The organism is Bradyrhizobium sp. SZCCHNR1043 (genome assembly GCF_032489675.1).
Taxonomy (GTDB): Bacteria; Pseudomonadota; Alphaproteobacteria; order Rhizobiales; family Xanthobacteraceae; genus Bradyrhizobium.
The window spans coordinates 20,884-44,852 of record NZ_JAUEYN010000001.1 but is presented as its reverse complement, the minus strand read 5'-3'; the positions used below and the strand labels follow the sequence as shown (position 1 = coordinate 44,852).

16 protein-coding genes are annotated in these 23,969 nt (G+C 65.2%); 5 read left to right on the top strand and 11 right to left on the bottom strand.

Annotated elements, in window-relative coordinates:
- Window positions 1-4: 4 nt before the first annotated feature.
- The 3 genes from QX039_RS00175 to QX039_RS00165 form a co-directional block, all read right to left on the bottom strand.
- The gene (locus tag QX039_RS00175) at window positions 5-3,124 is read right to left on the bottom strand and encodes an NAD(P)-binding protein (RefSeq protein WP_315772814.1); all 3,120 of its coding nucleotides are present in this window, start codon (window positions 3,122-3,124) and stop codon (window positions 5-7) included.
- A gap of 365 nt (window positions 3,125-3,489) precedes the next feature.
- A complete protein-coding gene (locus QX039_RS00170; RefSeq protein WP_315772813.1) occupies window positions 3,490-4,869 on the bottom strand; it encodes an ATP-binding protein in 1,380 nt (459 codons plus the stop codon).
- Window positions 4,869-5,591, bottom strand: coding sequence for a response regulator transcription factor (locus QX039_RS00165; protein ID WP_315739501.1), 723 nt, complete (start codon window positions 5,589-5,591; stop codon window positions 4,869-4,871). Before QX039_RS00165 ends, QX039_RS00170 begins: the two co-directional genes overlap by 1 nt.
- 414 nt (window positions 5,592-6,005) lie before the next feature.
- Here QX039_RS00165 and QX039_RS00160 point away from each other — a divergent pair, with 414 nt between their 5' ends.
- Window positions 6,006-8,297 (top strand): polysaccharide biosynthesis tyrosine autokinase, encoded by a 2,292-nt coding sequence (locus QX039_RS00160; protein ID WP_315739500.1) that lies wholly within the window; start codon window positions 6,006-6,008, stop codon window positions 8,295-8,297.
- A 52-nt stretch (window positions 8,298-8,349) separates the two neighbouring features.
- Here the strand turns inward: QX039_RS00160 and QX039_RS00155 are convergent, their stop codons facing one another.
- The 3 genes from QX039_RS00155 to QX039_RS00145 form a co-directional block, all read right to left on the bottom strand.
- A complete protein-coding gene (locus QX039_RS00155) occupies window positions 8,350-8,610 on the bottom strand; it encodes a hypothetical protein (protein WP_315739498.1) in 261 nt (86 codons plus the stop codon).
- A 119-nt stretch (window positions 8,611-8,729) separates the two neighbouring features.
- Window positions 8,730-9,764 carry an OpgC domain-containing protein gene (opgC, locus tag QX039_RS00150; RefSeq protein WP_315739497.1) on the bottom strand — a complete coding sequence of 345 codons (1,035 nt, stop codon included), beginning with the start codon at window positions 9,762-9,764 and terminating at the stop codon, window positions 8,730-8,732.
- Between the two features lie 168 nt (window positions 9,765-9,932).
- Window positions 9,933-11,042: a WecB/TagA/CpsF family glycosyltransferase gene (locus QX039_RS00145; protein WP_315739495.1), complete on the bottom strand. Its 1,110-nt coding sequence runs from the start codon at window positions 11,040-11,042 to the stop codon at window positions 9,933-9,935.
- 397 nt (window positions 11,043-11,439) lie between these two features.
- Here QX039_RS00145 and QX039_RS00140 point away from each other — a divergent pair, with 397 nt between their 5' ends.
- On the top strand, window positions 11,440-12,834 hold the full coding sequence (locus QX039_RS00140; protein WP_315772812.1) for an O-antigen ligase family protein: 1,395 nt from the start codon (window positions 11,440-11,442) through the stop codon (window positions 12,832-12,834).
- Window positions 12,835-12,875: 41 nt separating this feature from the next.
- Here QX039_RS00140 and QX039_RS00135 read toward each other — a convergent pair whose 3' ends face one another.
- Window positions 12,876-14,927, bottom strand: a complete 2,052-nt coding sequence (locus QX039_RS00135) for a glycosyl hydrolase family 28-related protein (protein ID WP_315772811.1) — start codon at window positions 14,925-14,927, stop codon at window positions 12,876-12,878.
- Between the two features lie 183 nt (window positions 14,928-15,110).
- Here QX039_RS00135 and QX039_RS00130 point away from each other — a divergent pair, with 183 nt between their 5' ends.
- From QX039_RS00130 to QX039_RS00120, 3 genes are all read left to right on the top strand, one after another.
- On the top strand, window positions 15,111-16,061 hold the full coding sequence (locus QX039_RS00130; protein WP_315772809.1) for a glycosyltransferase: 951 nt from the start codon (window positions 15,111-15,113) through the stop codon (window positions 16,059-16,061).
- A gap of 179 nt (window positions 16,062-16,240) precedes the next feature.
- Window positions 16,241-17,410 (top strand): acyltransferase, encoded by a 1,170-nt coding sequence (locus QX039_RS00125; protein WP_315739491.1) that lies wholly within the window; start codon window positions 16,241-16,243, stop codon window positions 17,408-17,410.
- Between the two features lie 265 nt (window positions 17,411-17,675).
- The gene (locus QX039_RS00120) at window positions 17,676-18,452 is read left to right on the top strand and encodes an SDR family NAD(P)-dependent oxidoreductase (protein ID WP_315739490.1); all 777 of its coding nucleotides are present in this window, start codon (window positions 17,676-17,678) and stop codon (window positions 18,450-18,452) included.
- A 38-nt stretch (window positions 18,453-18,490) separates the two neighbouring features.
- On the opposite strand, the gene asnB is transcribed toward QX039_RS00120, so the two are convergent.
- From asnB to QX039_RS00100, 4 genes are read right to left on the bottom strand one after another with little or no spacing between them, the layout of a single operon-like run.
- Entirely contained in the window at window positions 18,491-20,431 is a 1,941-nt protein-coding gene (gene asnB, locus QX039_RS00115; protein ID WP_315772808.1) for an asparagine synthase (glutamine-hydrolyzing), read from the bottom strand.
- A 49-nt stretch (window positions 20,432-20,480) separates the two neighbouring features.
- Entirely contained in the window at window positions 20,481-21,512 is a 1,032-nt protein-coding gene (locus tag QX039_RS00110) for an NAD(P)-dependent oxidoreductase (protein WP_315772806.1), read from the bottom strand.
- Window positions 21,509-22,567 carry a Gfo/Idh/MocA family oxidoreductase gene (locus tag QX039_RS00105; RefSeq protein ID WP_315772805.1) on the bottom strand — a complete coding sequence of 353 codons (1,059 nt, stop codon included), beginning with the start codon at window positions 22,565-22,567 and terminating at the stop codon, window positions 21,509-21,511. The genes QX039_RS00110 and QX039_RS00105 overlap by 4 nt, the downstream gene beginning before the upstream one ends.
- Window positions 22,567-23,868, bottom strand: coding sequence for a glycosyltransferase family 4 protein (locus QX039_RS00100; protein ID WP_315772804.1), 1,302 nt, complete (start codon window positions 23,866-23,868; stop codon window positions 22,567-22,569). Before QX039_RS00100 ends, QX039_RS00105 begins: the two co-directional genes overlap by 1 nt.
- Window positions 23,869-23,969: the final 101 nt, after the last annotated feature.

The following is a 23,969-nucleotide window of genomic DNA, read 5'->3' as shown; positions in this document are numbered from 1 at the left end:
CTGCTCAGGCCATGGGGCTGGCCACGGCGACCGTGAAATCGATCTCGGCCCAGATGCGCGTGGTCGCGGTCAGCACGAGCTTGCCGTCGACGGGCGTGCCGAGCCCGAGGTCGCGAATGAACGGCAGGCTGTCGAGCGCGCTCATCTCGATCGACCAGTTGCCCGACTGCAATTGCCAGCTGCGCAGCCCCGTCAGGTCGAGCGCGCCGTTCAACAGCGTCTTGTAGCTCGCCGCGGTGAGGCTGTCCGCCGACCGCGCCTGCTTGAGATAGAACACGGGGATCGGCAGGCCCCAGACGCCGCCCAGGAACGACGCCATGCCCGGCCCGCTCGTGAGCTGCTTCATTCGCTCTTGGTCGGCCCCGGCACAGAGCTGCCGGAACGCATCCGCCGGAGAGGCCGCTGCCGTCGGGGTCGATCCCGCCGAGCCTTCGATTCGGATGATGCGCTGCTGGGAGGCGTGGGCCTCCGGCCCGTAGCTGGCAATCGCCAGCCCCGAGACGTCGAACGGATCGTTCGATGGTGCGCTGGCGGGCTGGGCGATGGTCGCGTGATATTTGGGAAAGCCCCAGAGCTCCTGCCCCGCAACCACCGACCAGGCATTGTCCACGAACAGATAGGCCGGCACGAAACCGATCGATTTCGGCAGCAAAGCGCCCCGCTCGTAGCTGCCCACCAAGAGCCACAGCCCGATATCGGTCTCGGACATCGTCCCCTGCTCCGCGAACGGCGGCGTGGCGGCCTGGCTCTTGCGCACCTGGATGACGTTGACGAAGGCCATGTCCAGCATCACGCGGAACTGGTCGCGGCCGGCGACGCGGTTGAAGGAGCGGTCGAGAAATCGCTGGCAGGCGCCGAGGTCGGCCGGCACGGCGAAGCCGTAGAAGGTCGAGTCGTTGCAGAGGTAGGGAGCCGGCGGAAGCGTGATCCATCCGGCGTAGTTGACGTAGGCGTTGGTGATGTAGGGTTCGGGACTGGTCGAGACGATCGGAATGTAGACGCCCGACAGCGCCGAGGCGGCGGCAAGACCGGACATCGCCGCGACCTCCACGCATCCGGCGTTGATCTCGGGCACGCGGGTCCAGTCACCGGCGAGGAAGAGATTGTCGTAGCCGGACTTGCCGGGCTCCATCCGATGCCGCAGCGTGCCCGGCAGGCTCAGCACGTAGCGCTCGCTCGGATTGATGTTGGCGCGCCAGAACTGAAAGTCGAGCCGCGCCGATCCGCTGATGTCGCTCGGCGCGTGCAGGAGATCCCATCGGAACGTGCTGCCGCTGCCGATGTTGGTCCACAGCGTGTCGAGCCACGAGATCATCCAGTCCTTGGATGCGCCCTTCACATAGTCAGCAGCCAGCTCTTCATTGTTCGGCGCACTCTCGTCGCTCATGATGGCGCAATAATAGGCGACCGAGCGCGGCCCCGGCGCCGGCCAGTCCTCGGCCGGCAGCAATTGCGACATGTCGGAATAGGTGTCGAGCGGCGGCTTGCAGGTGGTGACGATCGGCCCCATCGTCTCGAGCGACGGCCCAGGCGCCACGTAGGGACCGCCGAGATCTGCGACCGCGCAGTCGAGCCAGAGCTGCAGCGCCATGGTGCGCACGGTTGGGAGATTGTCGACCATGTCGGCCCAGGCCGGCTTCTGCTGCACCAGAGACTGGCAGATCTCATTGAGCGCGCCGACCGAGATGCCGAGGACCACCTTGTCGAAATCCTCGCCGAGCTGCAGGCTGAGCCGCGCCGCCGGGGGCGGCTGCGGCGGGTTGGGAGGACCATAGGCGTTCTCGAAATTGTAGCCTTTCAGCGCGTAGTACTCGCCGTTCTCGATCTCCTTCCATTTGGGCTCGGACGGCCAGCACCAGTAATCCTTCACCAGGACCAGGGGATCATATTTGCCATCGACGAACTCGACCTGCTTGTCGATGTGGATGGTCGCGATGTTGCTGCCGTCCTCGGTCGGCTCGAGACTCGTGACCTTGTGAAAGAACTTGAAGTTCACGCCGCGCCGCGCCAGCACCTGGTAGATCGGCGTGCAGATCGTATCCCCCATGCCAACGACGGATTTATAGAAGAACGCGCCCTTGTAGGTGAAGAACAGCCGCAGCAGTCCCTGAACGGCCGAGCAGGCCGACACCTGCTGCTGCGACGGCTCGCGGGAGCCGTCGCGAAAGGCGAAGATGTATTCATAGAGAGCGGTCACGATGGCGTTGTTGGCGGCCTCTTCATCCTGCTGCGCCAGAAAGCTGCGGAATTCGTACCGGTCGAGAACCTCCAGGCCGTCCGTCAGGCAGTCGTTCTCGATGATGCCGAGCAGCATGCAGATGCCGAGATTGGCGAGGATCAACAGCCGGCGCAGGCCTTCCTCGAGGCCATCGATCTTCTGGTGCTCCTTGACGATGCCGCGGAACGCATGGAGCAGCGCCGCCATGTCGCCCTGGGCATCGCGGCGGATCGCTTCCACGTCACTGTGCAGCTTCTCGCCGACGCGGTGGGCCAGCAGCAGCAGCGGATGGCCCTTGCCATCAGGCGCAACGGCCGCCAGCCGGGCCCGCCGCTCGGCGGGCATAGCGGCGATCACCTTCGCCAGCTCGGCATTCTGGTCGCCCGGCCAGTCGTCGAGGTAGTAGTTCAGGTTGAAGATGATGCTGGCGATGGTCCGCAGCAGCAGGGTCGAGAGCGGCGGCACGATGTTGTCGGCGGGTGCCCACAGGCTATCCCGGCCAGGATAGACCGATTCATCGACATCCGGCTGGAACCAGAACGGCCAGGGCAACCATTGGCCGTCAATGTCCTCGGCGTAGAAGATCTCGTTCTGCCGCTTGAACGCATCATCGATCGTCCTGATCGGATCGCTCGGCGGCGCATCGAGCGCCTTCAGCGCTGCACGCAGGATGGTGAAGGCATTCTCGTAGAAGCCGGCCCAGATATGCAGCCCGTGCTCCTCGATGCGCTGGCCCTGCTTGGCGTTGCGTCCGCTGGCAGTCTTGCCCCCGAGGCGCCAACCGAGCTGATACAGGGTGATCTCGTAGCGCTCGCCGCGCGGATCGATCTCGCTCAAGGCAAAGGCTGCGCTCAACGCGCCGATGCCGCCGCCCAATATCGCCACGCGGGTTTTTCTTGCTGCCATGTCGATGATCCTGCCCTGACCTCGGACGTTCGTGCCCGGGCGAGCCGGTACGACGTCGTCCATCGGCGCACGGGTCCGCGGTCCGCGCGGCCCGTGCGGTTGAATGACATTCGGTACTATGGGTTTACAAAATCGGCGCCGCGCCCAGTTCAATCCGCGTGGCGATGCAATGAGGATGCATCGAATACCTATCACAATCTCCACGCGATCATCAAGCGGCGCAAGGCGCATCGTCGACCTCACGTGAGGCGACGACGGAGGCCATGGCATCCTTCCCGCCGGCTACGTCGTCATCCTCAACTTTTACGAGAAGAACAGCGGATTGCCACCACTCAAAGACAGCGCCCCGATCACGCCGCCGTCGATCACGCCGGATCGGAATGCACGTCGCCGGGTCCGTCGAGAAACAGCGGCAGCCGCACGACGATGCGGGCGCCGCGCGGCGCGTCGGTGATCTCGATGCTGCCGCGATGGGCCTCCACCAGCGTCCGCACCACCGCCAGCCCGAGCCCAGCTCCGCCGGTGCCGCGATTGCGCGACGTGTCCAGGCGCGTGAACGGCTCCAGCATGGCCTTGCGCTGGTCGCGGGGAATCCCAGGCCCCTCGTCATCGACCGTCAGCACGGCGTGCTCCGGCTGGCGTTGCAGCGAGACGTGCGCCGCCTCGCCATATTTGAGCGCGTTGTCGATGATGTTGGCGACGATACGGCGCAGCGCGACGCGGTCGCCCAGCATCAGCAGCTCGCGCCCGTCGCCTGCATTGTCGAAGCGCACCCGCGCCCGATGCGCGCGGCGATCCTCAACCTCGGCGCGCACCAGCTCGTCGAAGGCGATAAGCTCTTGCGGCAGCTCGCCGGCACCCGCCCTGCTCGCGAGCAGCGCGTCGTCGAGCAGACGGATCATGTCGGAGATATCGACCACGGCGCGCTGCCGCTCGGCGTCATCCGGAATCAGGTCGGCACGCAGCCGCAGCCGCGTGGCAAAGGTGCGAACGTCGTGAGCAATGCCGCCGACCAGCGCCATGCGCGCCTGCATCAGATCGGCGAGCCGGTCCTGCAGCCGCCCGAACGCCGTGACCACGGCGCGAACCTCTGGCGCATTGCGGCGGACGTCGGGCAGCGGTACCGCCGCCCCGCCGGGGTCGACCCGGTCGACGGCGGCCGCAAGGCGCACCAGCGGCCGCGTCTCACGCTGCATGATCAGGAGCGCGAACAGCGCGACCACCGTTCCGAACAGGCCTGCGCCGAAGCCGATCGGCAGCCCCTGTTGGGTCAGCACCAGCGACGAGCGCGAGTCCACGACGAGAACATCGCCGCCGTTCAGGTCAATGCGAAACTCCAGGGCATTCTGCGGCGCCCGCGCGAGCCGGGGCAACCACCGACCCTCCGGCTCGGGCACGGAGGTGATGGTCAGCGGGCGCGCACCCAGCGCGCGGGCATAGGCGTCGCGCAATCCGGACCGGACCGGCGCGGGCTCTGTCCGCGGAGGCCGGACCGCCGCGTCGGCCCCGACCAGCCGGACCTCGAAGCGGTCGGAGGACACGGCATCGACGACCCGGCCCCGCTCCGTCCCGGGCGTTCGTTCGATCAGCTCGGCGAGCGCGGCCAGCCGCGTCGGCGGCGGCGTCGCGCCTTCGAGCTCGGCGGTACGGGCGCGGTAGAACCGCGCCAAGGTGACGATCCAGATCGCCAGCAGGCCGATGATGACGATGAGGCCGATACGCATCGCAAGCGTCAGCCGCATCATCACGCCACCGGCCTCACCGTCGCCGTGAACAGGTATCCGCCGTTGCGGACGGTGGTGATCAGGTTCGTTCCCGGGCTTGCGGCATCGAGCTTGCGCCGCAGCCGCGAGATCAGCATGTCGACGGTGCGATCGAACGGGTCGGCGGAGCGGCCGCGCGTCCAGTCCAGGATCTGGTCGCGGCTCAACACCCGCCGTGGCCGCTGCACGAAGCAGGCGAGCAGGTCGAATTCCGCCGAGGTCAGCTGGATCGGCGCGGCCTGCGCATCCACGATCTCGATGCTGCGGGCATCGACATCGACCACGAACCGGTCGAAACCGAAACGCCGGCTCGCGTCACGCGGTGGGCTCGCCTGGGAGCGCCGCAGCAGCGCGCGAACGCGGGCTAGAAGCTCGCGCGGTCCGAAAGGCTTGACCATGTAATCATCGGCGCCGAGCTCCAGCCCGACCACGCGATCGATCTCGTCGCTCTTGGCCGACAGCATCAGGATGGGAATGTCGTCGATCTGCCGTAGCCGGCGGCAGATCGAAAGCCCGTCCTCTCCCGGCAGCATCAGGTCGAGAATGATGAGATCAGGCCGCAGCCTTCGCAGCACGGCATCCATCGCCGGCGCCGTGGCGGCGACCTCGATCTCGAACCCTTCCCGGCGCATGAAATCGCTGACCAGCCGGCTGATCTCCGGGTCGTCCTCCACCATCAAAAGCGTGGCCGCAGGCATGCTCATCGCCAGGACTGATGCCCAAAACCCGCGGCTTGGCAATGGGCCGGGAGCGACTGTTACAAGCCGTTACGCGGCAGCCAAATACCGGGATGCGGACGACCAGGACGCCGCCATCCGGCCGGCCGAGAAGGCCCCCGCAGGCGCAAGGCACGCCCTCCACGCAGGCGACATTTAATTTTGCAGAGCCACTTGCTGAGCAAAATCAGATTTAATATAAATTAAATCGCGCGGCACTCCAATATCATTTAATGGTTATAAAACAAGATCCTCGTTCTCGCAGGCAACCGGGCGGCTCCGACGTCCGAAGCGCAACTGAAAAGCCTCACAAAAATGCTGCACAATCCTAACGCGAGCACGGTTGCCTCCCCCTCTCCACAGGAGCAAGGTTGGGAACGTAGCGGACCCGGACCGTTCGACATGGCGCTGGGATTCCTGCGCCGGCACTATCTGGTGATCGCGATCACCACCGTGCTTTCGCTCGTGGCCAGCTTCGCCCTGCTGAAAATCCTACCGCCCACCTATTCGGCGGACGTCAAGATCATGCTCGGCACCTCGAAAGCCGCAGTTGTGCAGCCGCAACCGCCGGTTCAGGACGAGCCGCCGCTCGATATGGAATCGCAGATCGAGATCCTTAAATCGAAGTCGATCGCGACAGCGGTCATCGACAAGCTCAACCTGGCGGACGATCCCGACTTCAACGGCAAAGCCAGCCCGCTGCATGGTGCGGTTGATGCGGTTCGCCGCCTCGTGAGTTCGGCGCCGCAGCCGAACGGGCCCTCGATGGACGATCTCCTCGACGAATTCCAGCGCAGGATGAACGCCTTCAGAATTGGCACGAGCACGGTCGTCGAGGTCGATTTCAGCGCCAGCGACCCCAATCGGGCGGCGATGATCGCCAACGCCATCGTCAAGGAATATTTCGATCAGCAGTTGAAGGCGGAGGCGAACGAGCACCGCACAATCACCGCCTGGCTTCACGACCGCCTGCAGGATCTCGGCAACGACGCGACCGCCGCCGAACGCTCCGTGAACGAGCTGAAAAGCCGGTACAACATCGTCTCGGCCGACGGCAGGTTCATGGACCAGCAACAGGTCACCGAGCTCACCAACCGTCTGGTGGCGGTGCGCACGCGTACCGCCTCGCTGATGACCCGGCTCAATCGGTTCGACGACATGCTCGCGACGAGCAATGCCGATATGACGATCGACCGCGTAGCCGCGGTCTCCGACTTCTCCCCGGCAGAGCTCAGCGGCAACGTCAATCCGCCCGACGGTCTCTCCTTGAGCAATTCGAACAGCACGCTCATCATCAACAGCTTGCGTCAGCAATATCTCGATAGCGCCAAGCGCGAGTACGAGTATTCCGCCAAATATGGCAAGGATCATATCGCGGTCGTCAATATCCGCGCGACGATGAAGAGCATCCGCCAGGCCATCGTCGACGAGGTGCGGCGCCTTGCCGACGTCGCCAAGCACGATTACGAGGAGTCCAAGCAGCAGCAGCAGGAGATCGAGAAGCAGCTGGCGCAGGCCGTTGTCCGGTCGCAGGATACCAGGGCGGCCGAGCTCAGCCTCCGCGAGCTGGAGACCAGCGCCAAGAGCTATCGTTCCCTCTACGACACCTTCCTTCAGCGCTACATGGGCTCAGTCCAGCAGGGCTCCTTCCCGATTGCGAAGGCGCGGGTGATCTCAACGGCCACGCCGCCGAAGAAGAAGATCAAGCCGAAGTCCATCGTGCTGATGGCGATCGGCCTGTTCGGCGGCCTGGCGCTCGGCGGCGGCCTGGGCCTGCTCGCAGAGGTCAAGGACCGCAGCTTTCGGACGACCGACCAGGTCGAGGATCGCCTGCGCCTGCCCTGCCTCTCAGTCGTCCCTCTGCTCAAACGAGGCGAAGTCGACAGGTTCACCAAGAAGGCGACGGTCAACGCCGTTGCCAAGGCCGACCCCGACAAGGCCGAACCCGACAGCAGCCAGCGCATGGTCTCGAGAGGCCCCGGGACCTGTTGGGCCGCATCCGCCATGCCCACCTCGCGCTTTGCCGAATCCATCCGCTCGTTGAAAGTCGCCATCGACCAGGATCCGAGCCGGACGTCGCGGAAGGTCTTCGGACTGACGTCCGCCCTGCCCAACGAAGGCAAGTCGATCATCGCCGCGTCGCTGGCTCAGCTCATCGCAAATTCAGGCAAGCGGGTGATCGTGGTCGATTGCGACCTCAGGAATCCGTCGCTTTCCGCCATGCTGGCCCCCGATGCCGGCACCGGGATCGCCGACATCGTCCTGGGAGGATGCCAGCTCGCAGACGCAGTCTGGACCGACCCGGTGACGCGCCTGGATTTTCTGCCGGGAATGGGCGCCGCACAGCGCGACACCAGCGATATCCTCGGCAACGAGCAGATGCGCAAGCTGTTCGAGCAGCTGCGGGCATCCTATGACTACGTCATCGTCGATCTTCCGCCGCTCGCGCCCGTTGTCGACGCGCGCGCCATCTCCGCGCTGCTCGACAGCTTCGTCCTCGTCGTGGAATGGGGACGCACGCCGGCCGAGGTGGTCGAGCACGCGCTGAACACAGCTCCCAACGTCTACGATGCCCTGTTCGGCGTCGTGCTCAACAAGACGAACATGAAGGCGCTGAAGCGCTACGCCAATCACTTCGGCGACTACTACAACCATAAATATTACGCTCGTTACGGGAGCGTGATGGCCGAGTAGGTCTGTCAGCGCGCGCCATCGACTGAGCCGGTGACAGAGAAGAGATCGGCCGTCAGCGCTGGTGCTCGGGGCGAATGGAGGGATGGGCGATGCCGGCACGCTCCAGAGCGCTGCGGACATAGACGCCTGAGAGATAGCCCACCTGGACTGCAATCAGACCGGCGCCGGCATACAGCGCGGCCGACAGCCCGCTGACGATCGAAGCCGCGATAGACTCCATGAAGACGATCGCGGCGAGCGCCAGCAGCGTGCGAACCGTGAACATCGTCCCGGCAACGACCCCGGCTGCAAAATGAAGCGTTATCACCCACATCAGTTCATGCCTCCTCGGGCGTCTCGAGAGGCTAGCGGCCAATGGTTAGCGATGAGCTAAGCCGCCCGGGAGGATTCGAGCAAGCGCACTGGAGCAACACTTCCAGGCGAAAGACGCCGCTACGGCCCGCTGAGCGGGTGCAGCACTGTCTGGCGGTTCTGCCAGCGTGCCCGGTAGAGCCAAAGCACCGCGGTCACCAGGACCACATCGAACAGGCCCATCATTGTCTGGCCGTAGACCTGCGGGTGAACGCCCCCCAGGAGGAGCGCGAGTTTGACCGCTTGCCGCACCACCTCCGACCCCAGGAACGCGATCAGCGAGTTCTGGCCGACGTTGAGGATGAGCGCGACCGCCGGCGATCGCCGGGTGCGCGCGAACACCGCCCACAACAGCGCCAACAGCAGCGGCAATGTCCAAAGCAGGTTGAGGAGCTTGTCGAACCGATAGGGGTATTTTTCGCCATTGCTGGGAAAGCCGAGTCCGTAGTCGAGCAGCAGCCCGAAGATGAAGATCCCCGCCAGCGCCGTGTAGAACGCGGGTCCAATCAAGCGGTTGGACCGATGGAGATCTCCGAGCCAGATGCCAATCATGAAGAACATCTGCGCCTGGAGCGAGAACAGCAACAGAATGACGGCTGGATTCTCGAACTCGGTTGCCGTGGTCGTATTGCTGAACCAGGTGCAGGCCACGAAGATCGCAGCCGACAACGCCAGCACCAGGAGCCTGCGGCGCTTGAACACCAGCAGAATCAACGGAAGCAGCAGGAACATCAACCCGTAGAATTTGAGGATCGTGATGCAGGTCGGCTCGGACTGGAACGTCAGAACGTCGAAAATCGCCTGCCCCACCGGTTCTCGCTTCTTCCCCAGGACAGCCATGCCCATCGCGACCGGCACCGAGATGACGAAATAGGCGGCGAGCACCTTCAACCCGCGGACAACGAGCTCTCCGTGTCTCTCCTTGTGCAGATAGACGTACCCGACCATGAACCCCGAGATCACGACGAACAGTTCGGCGAAGGGGTTGAATTTCGTGAACAGATCGACGGAGTCCGGAAAGACGTTGGCTGTGTGATGATAGAATACGAACAGCATCGCGCAGCTTCGATAGAAGTCGATCAGAAGCTCGCGTCCTTTTGGACTTGCAGCGCTCAACGCTCAATCTCCGAACACGAGTCACTCCATGGGCGGCGATCAGCCGAGGGGCGCTGGTCGGACTCACGGCTCAGGCAATCCTTCGCAACGCCGGCGAGCGCCGCGGCGGCGATCATCGAACCACCGATTGCGGGAGCTGTGATGCGATCGGTGACGAGCCTCCCCCTGTCATTGCCGGTCCAATCCGCCGAAGCGGAAGATGCGGGCCATCAGCGGCGAAACGCCGACGAACGTCGCTATGCAGCCATGGGCTTCCAGTTGCTTCCTCAGCATCAGCAGCAATCCAAGGAAGCGCGCATCGATGGCGCAGACGTTCGAGAAATCGAGCGTGACCGGCTTGCGGGACGCAGCAGCGGCACGGAAAACCGGGATGGCCCTGTCCACGTGGCGCGCATCGGCGGGCCCCGACAGGCTGAGCGTGACCGCTCGCGCTCCATAGTCCTGCGTGATGGTCAGCGCCTCACCCCGCTCATGCGTGCGCCGCATCCACCAGGTCCAGACCACGAACGGCAGCACGTGGGTGAGCATGAGGCCGAGCATCGCCGTCCCATCGTTCCAGTAGCGACGCCAGAGATAGGGCTCCTCCTTGATGCGCCACAGCCATTCGAAGCCTGATCGACGCAGGATTGCAGGTGCACGCTTCACCGTCCCGGCCTGGAAGTTGAGCGCGGCACCGAGGTGGGCGCGGACCGGAATCTCGAGACGCTCATGATTGCGCTGCAACCATGATTGTCCCTTCACGCTGCTCAGAGAGGCAACCAGGAAGTCGGCCCCACTGGCATTGATCTCGTCGATGATGTGATCCCGGCTCAACTCCTCGGCCGACAAGTAGCCGGGGTTCGACCAGCCGACGCATTGCAATCCCGCCGACTGGCCGTTCAGCGTCCGGGCGGCCCGTTCAGCGGCTCCCTCCGGGCCGCCGAAAAGAAAGAGCTTCAGCGCGTTCGCTGCTCCGGCCTCCGACTTCAGCGCGTCGAAGATGTCCGCGCCGGCCGTCCGGCTCTTGATCGGAATCCCAAGCAGCCGGGCGATCCAGACCACCGGCATGCCGTCCACCGTACAGAGATCGCTCAGGATCAGCGACTCCCTGAAGCTCCTGTTCGACTGGCTGGCGACCAGGAAGTTGAGATTGGGAGTCGAGATGAGAAGCCGCGTTCTGCGTCGGGCAGCGTCGCGGATGCGGCGCAGCACGCCGCGCATGCCGATGGCATCGACCGGTATCCCGAGGACGCAATAGACGTCGCGCGCGAGGTCGTCGGGAACTGCGGGGTCGGACATGGCTGCAGCATCGGCCTCCGGCCGACCGCGACCCGTCCCGGAGCGCCCTACGCGATAGAGGGCGGATCCCGGCTCCTGCAATTCATGCGTGGTCAGCATCAGCCGCTCTCCCTCAATCTGCCCCGCCGCACGAAGATGCCGGGTTGCGGACCCCGGCCGCACCTCCCTGACGGAGGCGGGTGACCAAAATATCACTATTTAATTTTAAATCACACGACGCATTTAATACGATTTATTTGTGAATACCAGAGCAGATTTGCGGCGCAGTCGCAGCAATGTCCCCCAGGCACACAACGAGGCGCTTTTATTTAATTGCATCTCTGGATAATATCGCTCGACAATATTCCTGGCGGCTGCCGGCCCGGCCGCCCCGTTCGAATGTCTGAGCCAGATTGTGATGCCGAGAATTTCAGCGACGACGTCGATGTCGGCCGGGCCGCGGGCCTCTGCGGGGACGTTCGACGTCTGCGCGCTGATACCGGTGCTGGCCTTCGCCTACTCGTCCCTCATTCAGCCGCTGATCTATTTCAGCTTCCCACCGTCGGCCGGGCTCCAGGGCCTCCTCGAGAGCCGGATTGAGAACCGGGTCTTCTGGCCGGTCCTCGCAGCCGTCGCCATCGTCGTTGCGATACAACGCCTGGCCCGCGGCGACCGGCTTGCCCTTCCGCCCAACATCATCGCTCTCTGCGCTTACTTCGGATTGGCAGGCGCCAGCATCGGATGGGCATTCAAACCCGAGTTCGCCTTCGTCCGCTTCCTCCAGGAAGCGATGGTTCTGACCGCCGTCGTGCTGCCCGCCTTGTTGTCGAACCCGAACGCCAACATCATGCGCGGAGTGTTCCTCTGCTTCGCGGTCGGCGTGATCCTCAACATACTGTTGCTTCCCGGCGGCTATGCGACCTACGCGCTATACGGCAACACGCTGGTCGACATCGGCTACCAGGGCTATTTCTCAGGAAAGAACCTGCTGGGCGAGTTTGCCGCCATTGCGTTCCTGCTCTCGGTTCACGAGTTGCTCTATCCCGGAACCCGCCGCGCGCTCGGGATCGTCGTTGCCGTCGCTGCCATCGTCCTGATCTTCTTCTCGAGCTCGAAGACCGCGCTCGGTCTCGCTCTGGTCGCTCCCGTCCTGGCCATCCTGACGCTCGCGATCGCGAGAACGCTGCGGCTTGCGCCGATTCTGATTCTCACCGCGATGATCCTTGGCTACTTCATGTTCGGCGAGCTCGCGGGCTTCACGACCGGCCGCATCGCCTATCTGCTGACGGGCGATTCCAGCTTCACCGGCCGGACGACCATATGGGCCTTTTCGGAGATGGAGATCGCGAAGAGGCCGCTCCTGGGATGGGGCTATCAGAGCTTCTGGCTGGTCGGGGCAGACGCACCGAGCATCACCGAGGCACCTGGCTGGGTGAAGGCCATGCCGAACTCCCACAACGGCTATTATGATGCGATGCTCGAGCTGGGCTATGTGGGTCTTGCCTTTCTCCTCGTCTTTCTGGCGGCCACCGTTCACGTCATCGGCCGCGTGGCGCGCTACGACTACAAGCGAGCGTGGATCCTGCTGTCCGTCGCCTTGTTCGTCATGTTGTATGATTTTCTCGAGACCTTGTGGCTGCGCGCTTTCGACGTGTCCTGGGTCGTGTTCGTGCTCGTCACGGTCGAGGCCGCGCGATACTGGCGGAGGTCGCAACAGAGCATGCCCGCCTCTCCTCAGCCGGTGAGCAGGCGACCGGCTCGTTGGAGCCGCACACGACCGGCATGGCGGCCGCGACTCGGTGTCCGCACCTGACGGAAACCCGTCGAAGCTTCACGCCAGCTCTCACGCCAGCTCTATTGCGTTGTTCCCGGCGTCGCCGCGAACGGCGTGCCCGCATCGAATCTCGCTTTGGCCGGCAACGTATGCAGCTTCGTATCGCCGGTCGGATCCACCCAGGGCCACGGATGATTGCCGAAAAAGCCCGGCTTGGCGCTCAGATACAGCGACGCCGGGAGCGGCTGCGCCGCGAGGCCGTCGGTCCAGACCACCTTGCTGGTGAGATAGTCGAAATTGCCACCGCGGATCACCGTGGCCAGCGTCTTCGGGTCTGGCGCCATGGTCCATCGCTCCGGATCGTAACCAAGCATCCAGACGTTGCCGACACCGCCCTGCCCCCAAACCGCCGTGCCGGCCTGCATCGAAGGATCGTCGTAGGTCCAACCGCTCATGCGTCCCGGCCGACCCAGCACGTTGCCGGCGAACGAATCCCACCACGAGCCATATGCGAGACCCACGGCTCGAATGCCTGAACGATCGACGAAGCGCTGGCGTTGCCCCGTGAGATGGTTGCGGAAAAAGGTCAGATAGATCGCGTTGCCATGGGTGTAGTCGCTGTCGGCATTGTGGGACAGATTGCCTTCGAACAGGACGTGATGGGCGCCGGCCATGTGCGATGCGTTGATGCCGACCTCGACCCAGCCGGGGTTGTCGAAATCGAACGAGTCGTCGACATAGTTATAGCCGACGACGCTGCCGGCGCCGGACGACCGGAACACCATGTTCTTGCAGACGTCGACGAGGATGTTGTTCTCGATCAGGACCTCCGAGGAGCCCGCCGCCAGGCTGATCGCGTATCCGGCGCCGCCCGGCTGCGGCCACGAGCCGGTATGAATGTAGGAATCGCGGAGCTCGACCCGGAACGAATTATTGATCGCCACGCCCTCGCCGAGCCACTGCGTCACCTCGACGGATCTGGCCCAGGAGTAAGCGGCGGCTTCGAACCGCAACGCGCCGTCCGCTCCACCTACGATGCTCAGATCTTCGACGCCCACATTGGCAACGTGGATGTCGCGATGATTGGCGGCGTGGCGACCGCTGTTCGGGTCTGTGCTGTAGGGCGTGAGCTGCGCCTGGTGATCCCTGCGATAGCTGATCGTGAGCGGCGAGGTGAATGTCACCGCGCTCCCGGTCACCGAGGCGATCTCCTTGATCTCGGCGGTCGCCCGGTCGGCGCGGGCGAACCACGACATCGGCTTCGGCAGCACACCGGGGGTCTGGTCAAAGGGACCTCCGGCATTCGCCCCGCCATTGTCATCGCCCGGCTGAACCGGATCGTGCATGTTCCAGGCGACGCGATCGCCTTGCCAGACCTTCGCTCCCGCCGGAAAACCGGCAGGCGTCGCCTGCCACGATGCGCCTGAGACTTCGTCGAGCAGGACGAAATCGCCCGGCTTCATATTCGCGGCGCTGGCGAGGGTGACGGTCGACGTTCCCTTATCGCCGTCGGCCAGCAGGTTCTGCGACGCGCTGCTGTCGGGGCCATTGTTCCAGCGCGAAGGTCCGACGATGATGACAGGCTTGGGATCATAACTGTACGAGCTCGGGTCGACCGGCGTGAGGATTCCCTTCGTGCCGGCAATCACGGCTGACGTTCGTGCGCGTGCGCCGTTGGTTTTCACCAGCCTGGTCGCACCTGCGCCCGCGCCGCGCAGCGTGACCGGGCGACTGATCAAGAGCGGCTCGTTGACGATGAACGTACCGGGGTTGAGCATCACCACCCGGCCGGCGGGCGCAGCGTTCAAGGCGGCCTGGATCGCGCCGCTGTCGTCTCTCCCGCTCGGAGACAGCGTGCGATAGATGATGTTGCGGCTCGGAATACCGCCGGCTGACATCAACCCTGGATTCCAGGCGGCCAGGCGCTCCGCCGGCAGGAGACTGCCGGCCAATGCCGGCCGGGTGGACGCGGCCGGCTCGGCGGCCTCGACAGCGCCGCTGAGGATCAGCAGGGCAAGCGCGGCCGTGCAAAGCGCCCGGATGCCCACGGCATCGATCCGGCGCGACACCCGTGCAGACGACCGGGACGGAGCCTGAGTGCAACCGGGGATCACGAGGCGGACGCTATCCATGGGACCTTCTCGCAGGGCCGACCACACATTGAAAGGGCGCGCCGACCTAAAAACACCATGACTTTGACACGCGCCATGACATAATATTAAATCACGATTTAATTTATTGAAAAGCGACCGGTGACTCCCCTGCTCGCAGCAGGTTTGCATCGGTCCTTCCATCTTCCGCAAGGGATTTGATACGTGACGCCATCGCGCCGCTACCTGCTCGTCTCGCCCTGCCGGGATGAGGGCCAGTACCTCCGCCGGACTCTCGACAGCGTCGCTGCGCAATCGGTGCCGCCGGCGCTATGGATCGTGGTGGACGACGGATCGACCGACGACACCCCCGCCATTCTCGAGGAGTACGCCCAGCGCCTGCCCTATCTGCGCGTGATCCGCCGCGCCGATCGCGGCGGACGCAAGGTCGGTCCTGGCGTGATCGAGGCGTTCTATTCCGGCCTGGATAGCGTGCGGCTGGAGGATTTCGACTATCTCTGCAAGCTCGACATGGACCTCGATCTGCCCGGGCGCTACTTCGAGCTGCTGATGGAACGAATGGAGAGCGATCCGCGGGTCGGGACCACCTCAGGCAAGCCGTGGTTCGTCCACCCGCAGACCGGCGCCCTGGAGCCTGAGGTCTGCGGCGACGAGATGTCGGTCGGGATGACCAAGTTCTACCGCGTCGCCTGCTTCCAAGAGATCGGCGGCTTCGTGCGCCAGGTCATGTGGGACGGTATCGACTGCCACCGCTGCCGCATGCTCGGCTGGATCGCCGAGAGCATCGACACCGAAGCACTGCGCTTCATCCATCTGCGGCCGCAGGGCGCCAGTCACAAGGGCATCTGGACTGGACGCCTGCGGAAGGGCTTCGGCCAGTACTTCATGGGAACGTCGCCGCTGTACCAGTTCGCGGTGGCGGTCTATCACCTGCCGGCCTATCCGGCCTTGATCGGCAGCACAGCGATGCTGTGGGGCTATTTCCGGAGCTGGCTGGCGGGCCTGCCGCGCTACGACGATCTCGAGTTCCGGCGCTTCCTCCGCGCCTATCAGCACGCCTGCCTGCGCCTGGGCAAGCGCGCCGCGACGGCCCGGATCGATGCGGAGCGGGCTCAGCTCTGGCGGGCCAGCCACGCCGCAGCCGATACGCGATGACGCTCGGCGGACAGATCGCCGCGGTACTGACGCGAGAATTGCGAAGCTAGGTGTTTCTCCGACTCCATTTGGACAGCATGGCCAACATTCTCGAGTTCAGCCGCCTTCGTGATGCTTCCGCCGTGCCGCCGATGACGTCTGTCGACGGCGGTGGGACCGCGCCGATAGCGTCACACGGGATGAACGCTCATGGCAGCGCATCCCTGCTCATTCCATCACTCGACGGCATCCGCGCGCTGTCGGTGCTGATCGTGGTCCTGGGCCATTCCGGACTTCAGGCCATGGTACCCGGCGGCTTCGGCGTGACCATCTTCTTCTTCCTGAGCGGCTTCCTGATCTCCACGCTCATGCTCGCCGAGCATGAGCGCACCGGCGCGCTCGACGTTCCCAGCTTCTATGCGCGGCGCGTGTTCCGGCTGATGCCGCCTTTGCTGCTGTCCTTGGCGATCGCTTACGGTCTCACCGCCGCGGGCCTGCTGGACGGCGGAATGACCGCCAAGGGGCTGGCGGCCCAGGTCCTGTATTTCGCCAACTACTACGGCCTGTTCTTCGATCCAGGCAATACGGTTCCCGACGGCACCGGCATTCTGTGGTCCCTGGCGGTCGAAGAGCACTTCTACATCGTCTATCCCTTGCTGATGACCCTGCTGCTCGGATCGGTGCTGCGGCCGCGCACCATCGGCGCGCTGCTCGGGCTCGTCTGTCTCGGCGTCCTCGCCTGGCGCATCCATCTGGTGCACGCCCCGGAATTCTTCTCCGACCGCACCTATTACGCCTCGGACACCCGCATCGACTCGATCGCCTATGGCTGCATTCTGGCGCTGGTCATGACCCCGGTGCGGCAGCGCTCTTCCTCAGGGCGGATGTCGGTGGCTCAATGGGCGCTGCTCGCCGGCGCCGCGGCGGCGCTGCTGGTCTCCCTGATCTACCGTGATCCGGTGTTCCGGGAGACCGCCCGCTACAGCCTTCAGGGACTGGCGCTGATGCCGCTGTTCTACTTCGCGGTCCGCTTCGCCGACGCGCCGCTGTTTCGTCATCTCAATCACGCCTGGGTGATGACGCTCGGCACCTATTCCTACGCGATCTATCTGATCCACAACGTCGTGATCCGAACGATCGACAAGAACTTGCCCGCCATCGCCGCCAAACCCTACATCCTGTTTCCGCTCGCGCTCCTGATCTCGGTCCTCTATGCGGCGGCCATCGAGCGCTTCATCGAGCCGTATTTCAGGCAGCTCCGGCACAAGTTCAGGCCGGTGCCTGCCGTAGGCCGAGCGCAGGATACATCTGGCGCAGACTGGCCGCTTGGCGACCGTCTCGTCGAGAGTCCGACGACACGCGCATCCTGAGCGCATCGGCCCTCGTCAACGCTCACCGGCTGCTGCAGCCGGCACCAAAAGCGCGTGCACGGCACCCTTATGAACCGATCGGTGCACCCACCCGAACAAATGCGGCAAATTGTGCAATTCAATTTATTTAATCGCGCATTTAATACTCGACCCGAGCCAACGAATACTTTCGGGGGACGGGTGGATGCGGATCGCGAGCGCAGTTGCACGACGAATTCGACGAAATACGCTCGGTCCCCTGCCGGACGATCCGGCGCTGAGACCGTTGAGGTCACCGCTCCAGATCGATCTGTCGGGCAAGGTCGCGCTGGTCACGGGAGCGGCCGGAGAACTCGGCCGTCCGATCGCCCGGACGCTGGCGGCCTGTGGTGCCAAGGTCGCCATCCACTATCTGACGGCACGCGCTGCTGCCGAACGACTCTGCGATGAGCTGAACGAGCTTCAGCCGCAGCACGCGTGTACGATGTCGGGTGATGTTGCCGTGCTTGAAGATGTCCAGGCGATGCGCCGCATCGCCGAGAGCACGCTCGGCCCCGTCGACATCGTCGTGAACAATGCAGTGACATGGTTCGACGAACGTCCCGTCGTCGAGCAGACACCCGACCAGTTCGACAAGGTGTTTCGCTCCTCGGTCCTGCAGGCCTGGGCCACCGCGCGGGTGTTTTCCGGCCCCATGATCGAGCGAAAATGGGGACGCCTGATCTCTCTCGGCACGGAGATGACGAGCCTGGCTCTGCCCAACCGAGCGCCCTACACGGCAGCCAAATGCGCCACGGACGGCATGCTGCGGTCCCTGGCTCGGGAGCTCGGACCGCATGGCATCACGGTCAATCAGGTCGCCCCGGGCTGGGTCATCTCCGACAAGGACCGTCGTGACCGTGACGAGGTGCAGCCGCTCTACGAGCGGTCCGTGCCGCTCGGACGGCGCGGCTACGATCAGGACGTCGCCAACATGATCGCGTTTCTGGCTTCGGACCTCGCAGGCTTCGTGACCGGCGTTCGCGTGCCGGTGTGCGGCGGAAGCGTCATGCCGGAGGCCTGAGCACGCGCATCTGGCGCCGGCTCTTCTGATGTCGAACGTCAGCGGAAGACGCGGTGACGGTGGCACCAACGCACGAACACATAGATCGACCATACGCGCGACCAATAGATCCCCGGAGCGCCATCGAGGAAGGCGCGCCAGAGGCGCTCCACGGCCGTGGGGTCCAGCCCCACCGGCGCAACGGCCTGCGGGTCCCGCAGGGTCCGGTCCATTGCATCCTGCAGGCCGCGCCGGATCCAACGATCGAGCGGCAGCACGAAGCCGCTCTTCGGCCGGTCGAACAGCGACGGATCGAGGCCACGCAGGCCGATCCGCCTGAGCATCGCCTTGCTTCGCAGCGGCTGATAGCGCGTCGCATCGGGCAGCCGGTCGACGCTTTCGAACAGCACCTGATCGACCAGCGGCACCCGCTGCTCCAGCGAGGCCGCCATGCTCGCCACGTCATTGTCGCGCAGCAGACGCTCGCCCAGAAACAGGCGCTGCTCCATGACGCTGATCGCCGACAGCGGGGTGCGCGCGCGGGTCTCCGCGGTGATCTTCGCTCTCATCGCGGCCGGAAGCCCATCGCTCAGCGTATCGACGAGGTCCGGCGCGAGCAGCTCGCGCTGAAAACCGGGCAGGAACAGCGCATAGGCCATCTGGTAGAGCGCCAGAAGATCATCGCCGCGTCGAACCATCTCCGGGAGCTTGGCCCAGCGCGTCTGCGGCGCGACCGTCCCGCCCGAGGGTGACAGCATATTGGCAGCCAGCTTCGCCGCAGCAACCTTCAGGCCGGCCGGCACCCAGGCCGTACGCTTCGACCATTGCTGCAGGACCGGCAGGTCGCGAAACGACGTGTAGCCGCCGAACAGCTCGTCACCGCCGGTACCCGACAGCGCCACCGTGAAGCCTGCGCCGCGGATGGCATGCGACATGTAGTAGGAGTTCAGGCCGTCGAAGGTCGGCTGGTCCAGGCTGTCGAGCGCCGCTTCGAGGTTGTCGACGAAGTGCTGCTCGGTCAGCACCACCTCGTGATGCTCGGTCCCGATCGCGGCGGCGATCTGCCGCGCGATCGGCCCCTCGTTCAGCTCCTGCTCCTCGAACGCCAGCGTGAAGGTGTGGATCCGGCTCTTGGCCGCACGCTGCGCCAGATTGGCCATGACCGAGGAATCGACGCCGCCCGAGAGAAACACCGCAAGCGGCACGTCGCTGGCGAGATGCAGCCTCAGCCCCTCCTCCACGATCGCGGCAAGCTGATCCTCATCCATCGTCGGGTCCGGGGCGCGCTCGGGGATCGACCAGAAATCCTCGTCGCGGATGGTGTTGCCGACACCGTCGAACGCGGTGAGATGGCCGGGAGACAGCAGCTCGACCCCCTTGACCGCCGTGCCGGGGCCGGCCACGAAGCCGTTCCAGACGCCGCTGGCGACGGCCTGCGAATCGAGCTGGGGCCTGCCCAGAAGACCGGACGCCAGGAGAGCGCGCAGCTCGGATGCGAAGGCCACCGACCAGCCCGCATCGGGCTTCGACGCGCGGGCGACGTACAGCGGCTTGATGCCGAGGGGATCACGCGCCAGCAGCAGCCGGCGCTCCTTCGGGTCCCAGCAGGCGAACGCAAACATGCCGCGCAACCAGGCCACCGCCTTTGGCCCATGCAGGCCGAGCGCGCGCAGCATCACCGCGGTATCGCCCGTCGAGCTGAACTGCTGGCCGTCGTTGACCAGACGCTGCCGCAGATCGGCAAAATTATAGATCTCGCCGTTGAAGACGATGACGTGCCCGGTGACCGGATCGATCATCGGCTGCACACCGGCGGGCGACAGATCGAGGATTGCGAGCCGGCGGTGCGCCAGCAGCGCGCCCCAGCCACGCTCGTCCGCGGCCGAGGCCCAAATTCCCCCGGCATCCGGACCGCGATGGAGCATGGCGTCGTTCATCCGCTGCAGCGCTGCGCGGTTGTCGTCGTCCACCCGTCCGATGATCCCAGCGATGCCACACATCAGAACAATCCGCTTGAGACGCGCGACGTCAAAATGGCGGACGCGGCCCTCAAATGGAAGCAGCCGTTCCAGACGACCAGGACGCCGGCGCTGCCGCCGAAACCGGCAACGGACCGTAGGTCCGCGCCAGACACTGTTCGTAGTCGAGCGGCGGCGTCCAGCCGAGCGTATCCCTCAGCTTGCGATTGTCGAAGCGCAGCGGCTTGAGCATCGCGTCGAATTTCTTGGGCGTCAGGATCGCCGGCACTTTGGTCGCCCGCCTGAACACGGTCGCGAACGCCAGCCGTACGGTGCTGCTGGCGAGCCAATGCGGGATGGGCAACCGGAGGCCGCGCTCGCCGGTGCCGCGCATGTAGTCCGACAGATAAGTCCAGACCCGCTCGCCGGGACCATCGACGACGTTCAGCGTCTGGCCGATGGCCCGCGGATCCGTGGCCGCCAGCGCGAAGACATCGGCGCAGTTCTCGACGTGGGTCATGGGGATGCGGGTCAGCGGCCCGATCACGACGTGATGGCGCCCGATCTGCTGGCCGAGCGCCGCAAGATAGCCGTGACCGCGTCCCCAGATGAAGCCGGGACGCAGCACGGTGAGGTCCCAGCCGTGCTTCTCGACGTAACGGCGTGTCACCCGCTCCTGCCACCATTTGGCGACGGTGTAGCCGCCGCGGGTGTAGACATCAGGTGTCTGCTGGAGCGGTGCGCTTTCGTCGAGGATATCGCGCGTCGCCGTGTAGTCGTAGACCGAGAAGCTGCTGCACAGCACGAGCCGGCGGCAGGCGCTGCCCGCCATCGCCTCGAGCAGCCGCTCGGTGCCGCCTACCGTGCCGGCGAATTGCGCATCCTCGCCGCCGGCGACCACGGCCGCCAGATGGATCAGCACATCCACATTCTCGAACGCGCGAACAAGGTCGCGCGAGGTGCGCAGGTCGGCCCTGACGATGTCGACCGACGACGGCCAGCCCAGCGCGTCAACGCGCGTCGCCGGACGCACCATGGCGCGAACCTCGATGCCGCGGGCCAGCAGCGCATCGACGACATGCCGGCCGAGAAACCCGTTGGCGCCAGTGACCAGGGCTTTCATATCGCCAGCTTCCTCATGTCCGCCTGCTCCGTCGGCTTCATCGCTTCGACCATCCGATTGACGGCCAGGACGTCCTCGATCGTGATCGGCAAGGCCGTTCCCGAGCCTAGCGCCTGATAGGTGCGCGCCAGGCACTCCCACAGCCCCTCATAGGCGCCTGGGCCCTTGAACTTGCGCAGCAGGGTCGACAGCGCCGCGCGGCGGATGTCGCGGCCCTCGTCCAGTCCGCTGAAGAATGGGCGCAGCGGCTTCGGCACGTTGCGGGGGCCGTCGAACGTCAGCCGCGTCTCGAACAGATTGGCGGTCGCCTGCATCCGCTCGCCATAGACCCGCAGCCAGAACGCGTCGGGCTGAGCGCTCGCGCTGAAGCCGAGCGTTGCCGTGCCGCGCTCGGCCTCGACCACGCAGCGAAACTCGTCGAACGGAAGCGGCGACGGCTTGCGCTTGCTCCAGACGGTATGCGCCTTGCGATGCGGGCCGACGAATGCATGTGACAGCGAGGCGAGATGCGGCAGGAAGTCGGCGATCGCACCGCCCGCAAGGCTGAGCGCCGGATGCGGCGAGTTCGGATCGGCAAAACCGTCGGGACCGAGGATGTCGAGGCAGATCTGCACGTCGACATGGGTGACGGCGCCGAACTCGCCGGTCTCGATGCGACGCAGGATCTCCTGCGGTGCCCGGTTGAAGACGTAGTTGTAGTCCTCGACGACATGGCGGCCGGTCTGCTTGGCGCGCAACGTCAGGGTCTGCAGCTCGTCGAATGTCGAGGTCGCGGGCTTCTCCACGATCACATGCGCGCCGGCCTCGAGCGCGTCCATCGCCAGCCGAAAATGCGAGGTCGGCGGCGTCGTCACATGCACCACATCGGGCCGGACGGTCTGCAGCATCGCACGATGATCGGTGAACCAGGACGGAATGGCGTAACGCTCGGCTGCGGCCTCCGCCGTCGCCGGCGACAGATCGCAGATGCCGGCCAGTTGAACGCCCGGCAAACTGTTGAGGCAGGCCAGATGCTGGCGGGCGATCTGCCCTGCCCCGATGAGCGCGGCCTTCATCACGATCTTGTCTCCAGGATCTCGCAGTAGAAGTCTTCAAGCGCCTGCGCCGCCGCGCTCCAGGCATATTTCTCGACCGCCACCTGCCGCGCCGCGCCGCCGATCCGCGCCGCAAGATCGGGCTCGGCCAGCAACCGATCGACCGCGCCCGCAAAGGCGTCGGGCTCGTCTGCGATGAGGATGTCGCGCCCGGGCATGGCCTCGATGCCCTCGGCACCCAGGCTGGTCGAGACGATCGCCTTGCCCATCGCCATGGCCTCGACGATCTTCAGCCGCGTGCCGCCACCGAGCCGCAGCGGGACGATCACCGCCGCGGCCGCGGCGAGGTGCGGCCGCAGGTCCGGCACGAAGCCGGTCAGCTCGATCCGCGGCCCGGCCAGCGCCGTCAATGCCGGCGGCGGCCGTCCGCCGATGATCTTGCAGCGCGCATCCGGGTGCCGGGCGGCGATACGAGGCCAGATGTCGTGTACGAAATGCGTGACCGCATCGATGTTCGGCACCGTCGACAGCAGGCCGAAATAGACCAGCGTCCGGCCGTCGGGCGCGGGGTCGGTGCTGCGCGGCTGATAGAAGTCGATATCGGCGGCGTTGGGAATGACCGCAGTGCGGGCGTTCGGAACGTCGTCATGCAGACGCTTCTCGTCGTCCGCGCTGCAGAGATAAACGCCATCGGCTTCGCGATAGGCCGCGATCTCCTCGCGGCGCAGCTTGCGCCAGTTCGCACCGGCGTAGAGCCGGCGGCCCAGACTCGCGCCCGTGGCGGCGAACTGCCGCGCCAGGTCATAGGCGATCTCATGCGAGTCCACGATCAGCCGCGGCGGCGACGCGCCGGCCGGCGCCTGACGGAACAGGCAGTGGCCGAGATAGGGAAATTCGAGATTGACGATGTCGAACGGTGTCGTCCGCAGCACCCGATCCAGCGCCCGCTGCAGCTCCGGCAGGGCCACGCGCAGCCGATCGAAACTGCGCAACGAGACCAGCGAGCGCAGCTGCAGCAGCCGCTTCGCCAGACCGTCACGGCCGTAGGGGTTCGGCACCAGCACCACGTCGCGGCAATAGGCCTGCATGGCCCGCCGACACTCGTCGATGTCGAAGGCGTCATCGACCAGCGTCACCGCCGTGAGGTCGTGGCGGCGCGCGAGCTGGGTCATCAGCCCGTGCATGCGCGCCTGTGCCCCGAACCGCGGCGGGCTCGCCGGCATGTGCGAGACGCTGAGGATGCTGAGCCGCCGTCGGTCGGCGAAACCGGCTGCGGACCATTCGGGTTCGCGCTGCGCCGATGGCGCAGGATCCGCCTCCATCACATCCAAGTCCGGGTGGTTGTCGCTGGCCATGACCATTTAAAGCATTTAAATCACGGGATGTTTTATATGGGGTATTCAATGATTGCGATAGTTAATCG

Excerpts from the sequence above, each read along its gene's own strand:
- QX039_RS00160 (WP_315739500.1), top strand. The coding sequence starts at position 6,006 with ATGGCGCTGGGATTCCTGCGCCGGCACTATCTGGTGATCGCGATCACC.
- QX039_RS00125 (WP_315739491.1), top strand. The coding sequence starts at position 16,241 with ATGAACGCTCATGGCAGCGCATCCCTGCTCATTCCATCACTCGACGGC.
- QX039_RS00155 (WP_315739498.1), bottom strand. The coding sequence starts at position 8,610 with ATGTGGGTGATAACGCTTCATTTTGCAGCCGGGGTCGTTGCCGGGACG.
- QX039_RS00135 (WP_315772811.1), bottom strand. The coding sequence starts at position 14,927 with ATGGATAGCGTCCGCCTCGTGATCCCCGGTTGCACTCAGGCTCCGTCC.
- QX039_RS00105 (WP_315772805.1), bottom strand. The coding sequence starts at position 22,567 with ATGAAGGCCGCGCTCATCGGGGCAGGGCAGATCGCCCGCCAGCATCTG.
- asnB (WP_315772808.1), bottom strand. The coding sequence starts at position 20,431 with ATGTGTGGCATCGCTGGGATCATCGGACGGGTGGACGACGACAACCGC.
- QX039_RS00140 (WP_315772812.1), top strand. The coding sequence starts at position 11,440 with ATGCCGAGAATTTCAGCGACGACGTCGATGTCGGCCGGGCCGCGGGCC.
- QX039_RS00110 (WP_315772806.1), bottom strand. The coding sequence starts at position 21,512 with ATGAAAGCCCTGGTCACTGGCGCCAACGGGTTTCTCGGCCGGCATGTC.
- QX039_RS00165 (WP_315739501.1), bottom strand. The coding sequence starts at position 5,591 with ATGAGCATGCCTGCGGCCACGCTTTTGATGGTGGAGGACGACCCGGAG.
- QX039_RS00100 (WP_315772804.1), bottom strand. The coding sequence starts at position 23,868 with ATGGAGGCGGATCCTGCGCCATCGGCGCAGCGCGAACCCGAATGGTCC.
- QX039_RS00145 (WP_315739495.1), bottom strand. The coding sequence starts at position 11,042 with ATGTCCGACCCCGCAGTTCCCGACGACCTCGCGCGCGACGTCTATTGC.
- QX039_RS00175 (WP_315772814.1), bottom strand. The coding sequence starts at position 3,124 with ATGGCAGCAAGAAAAACCCGCGTGGCGATATTGGGCGGCGGCATCGGC.
- QX039_RS00170 (WP_315772813.1), bottom strand. The coding sequence starts at position 4,869 with ATGATGCGGCTGACGCTTGCGATGCGTATCGGCCTCATCGTCATCATC.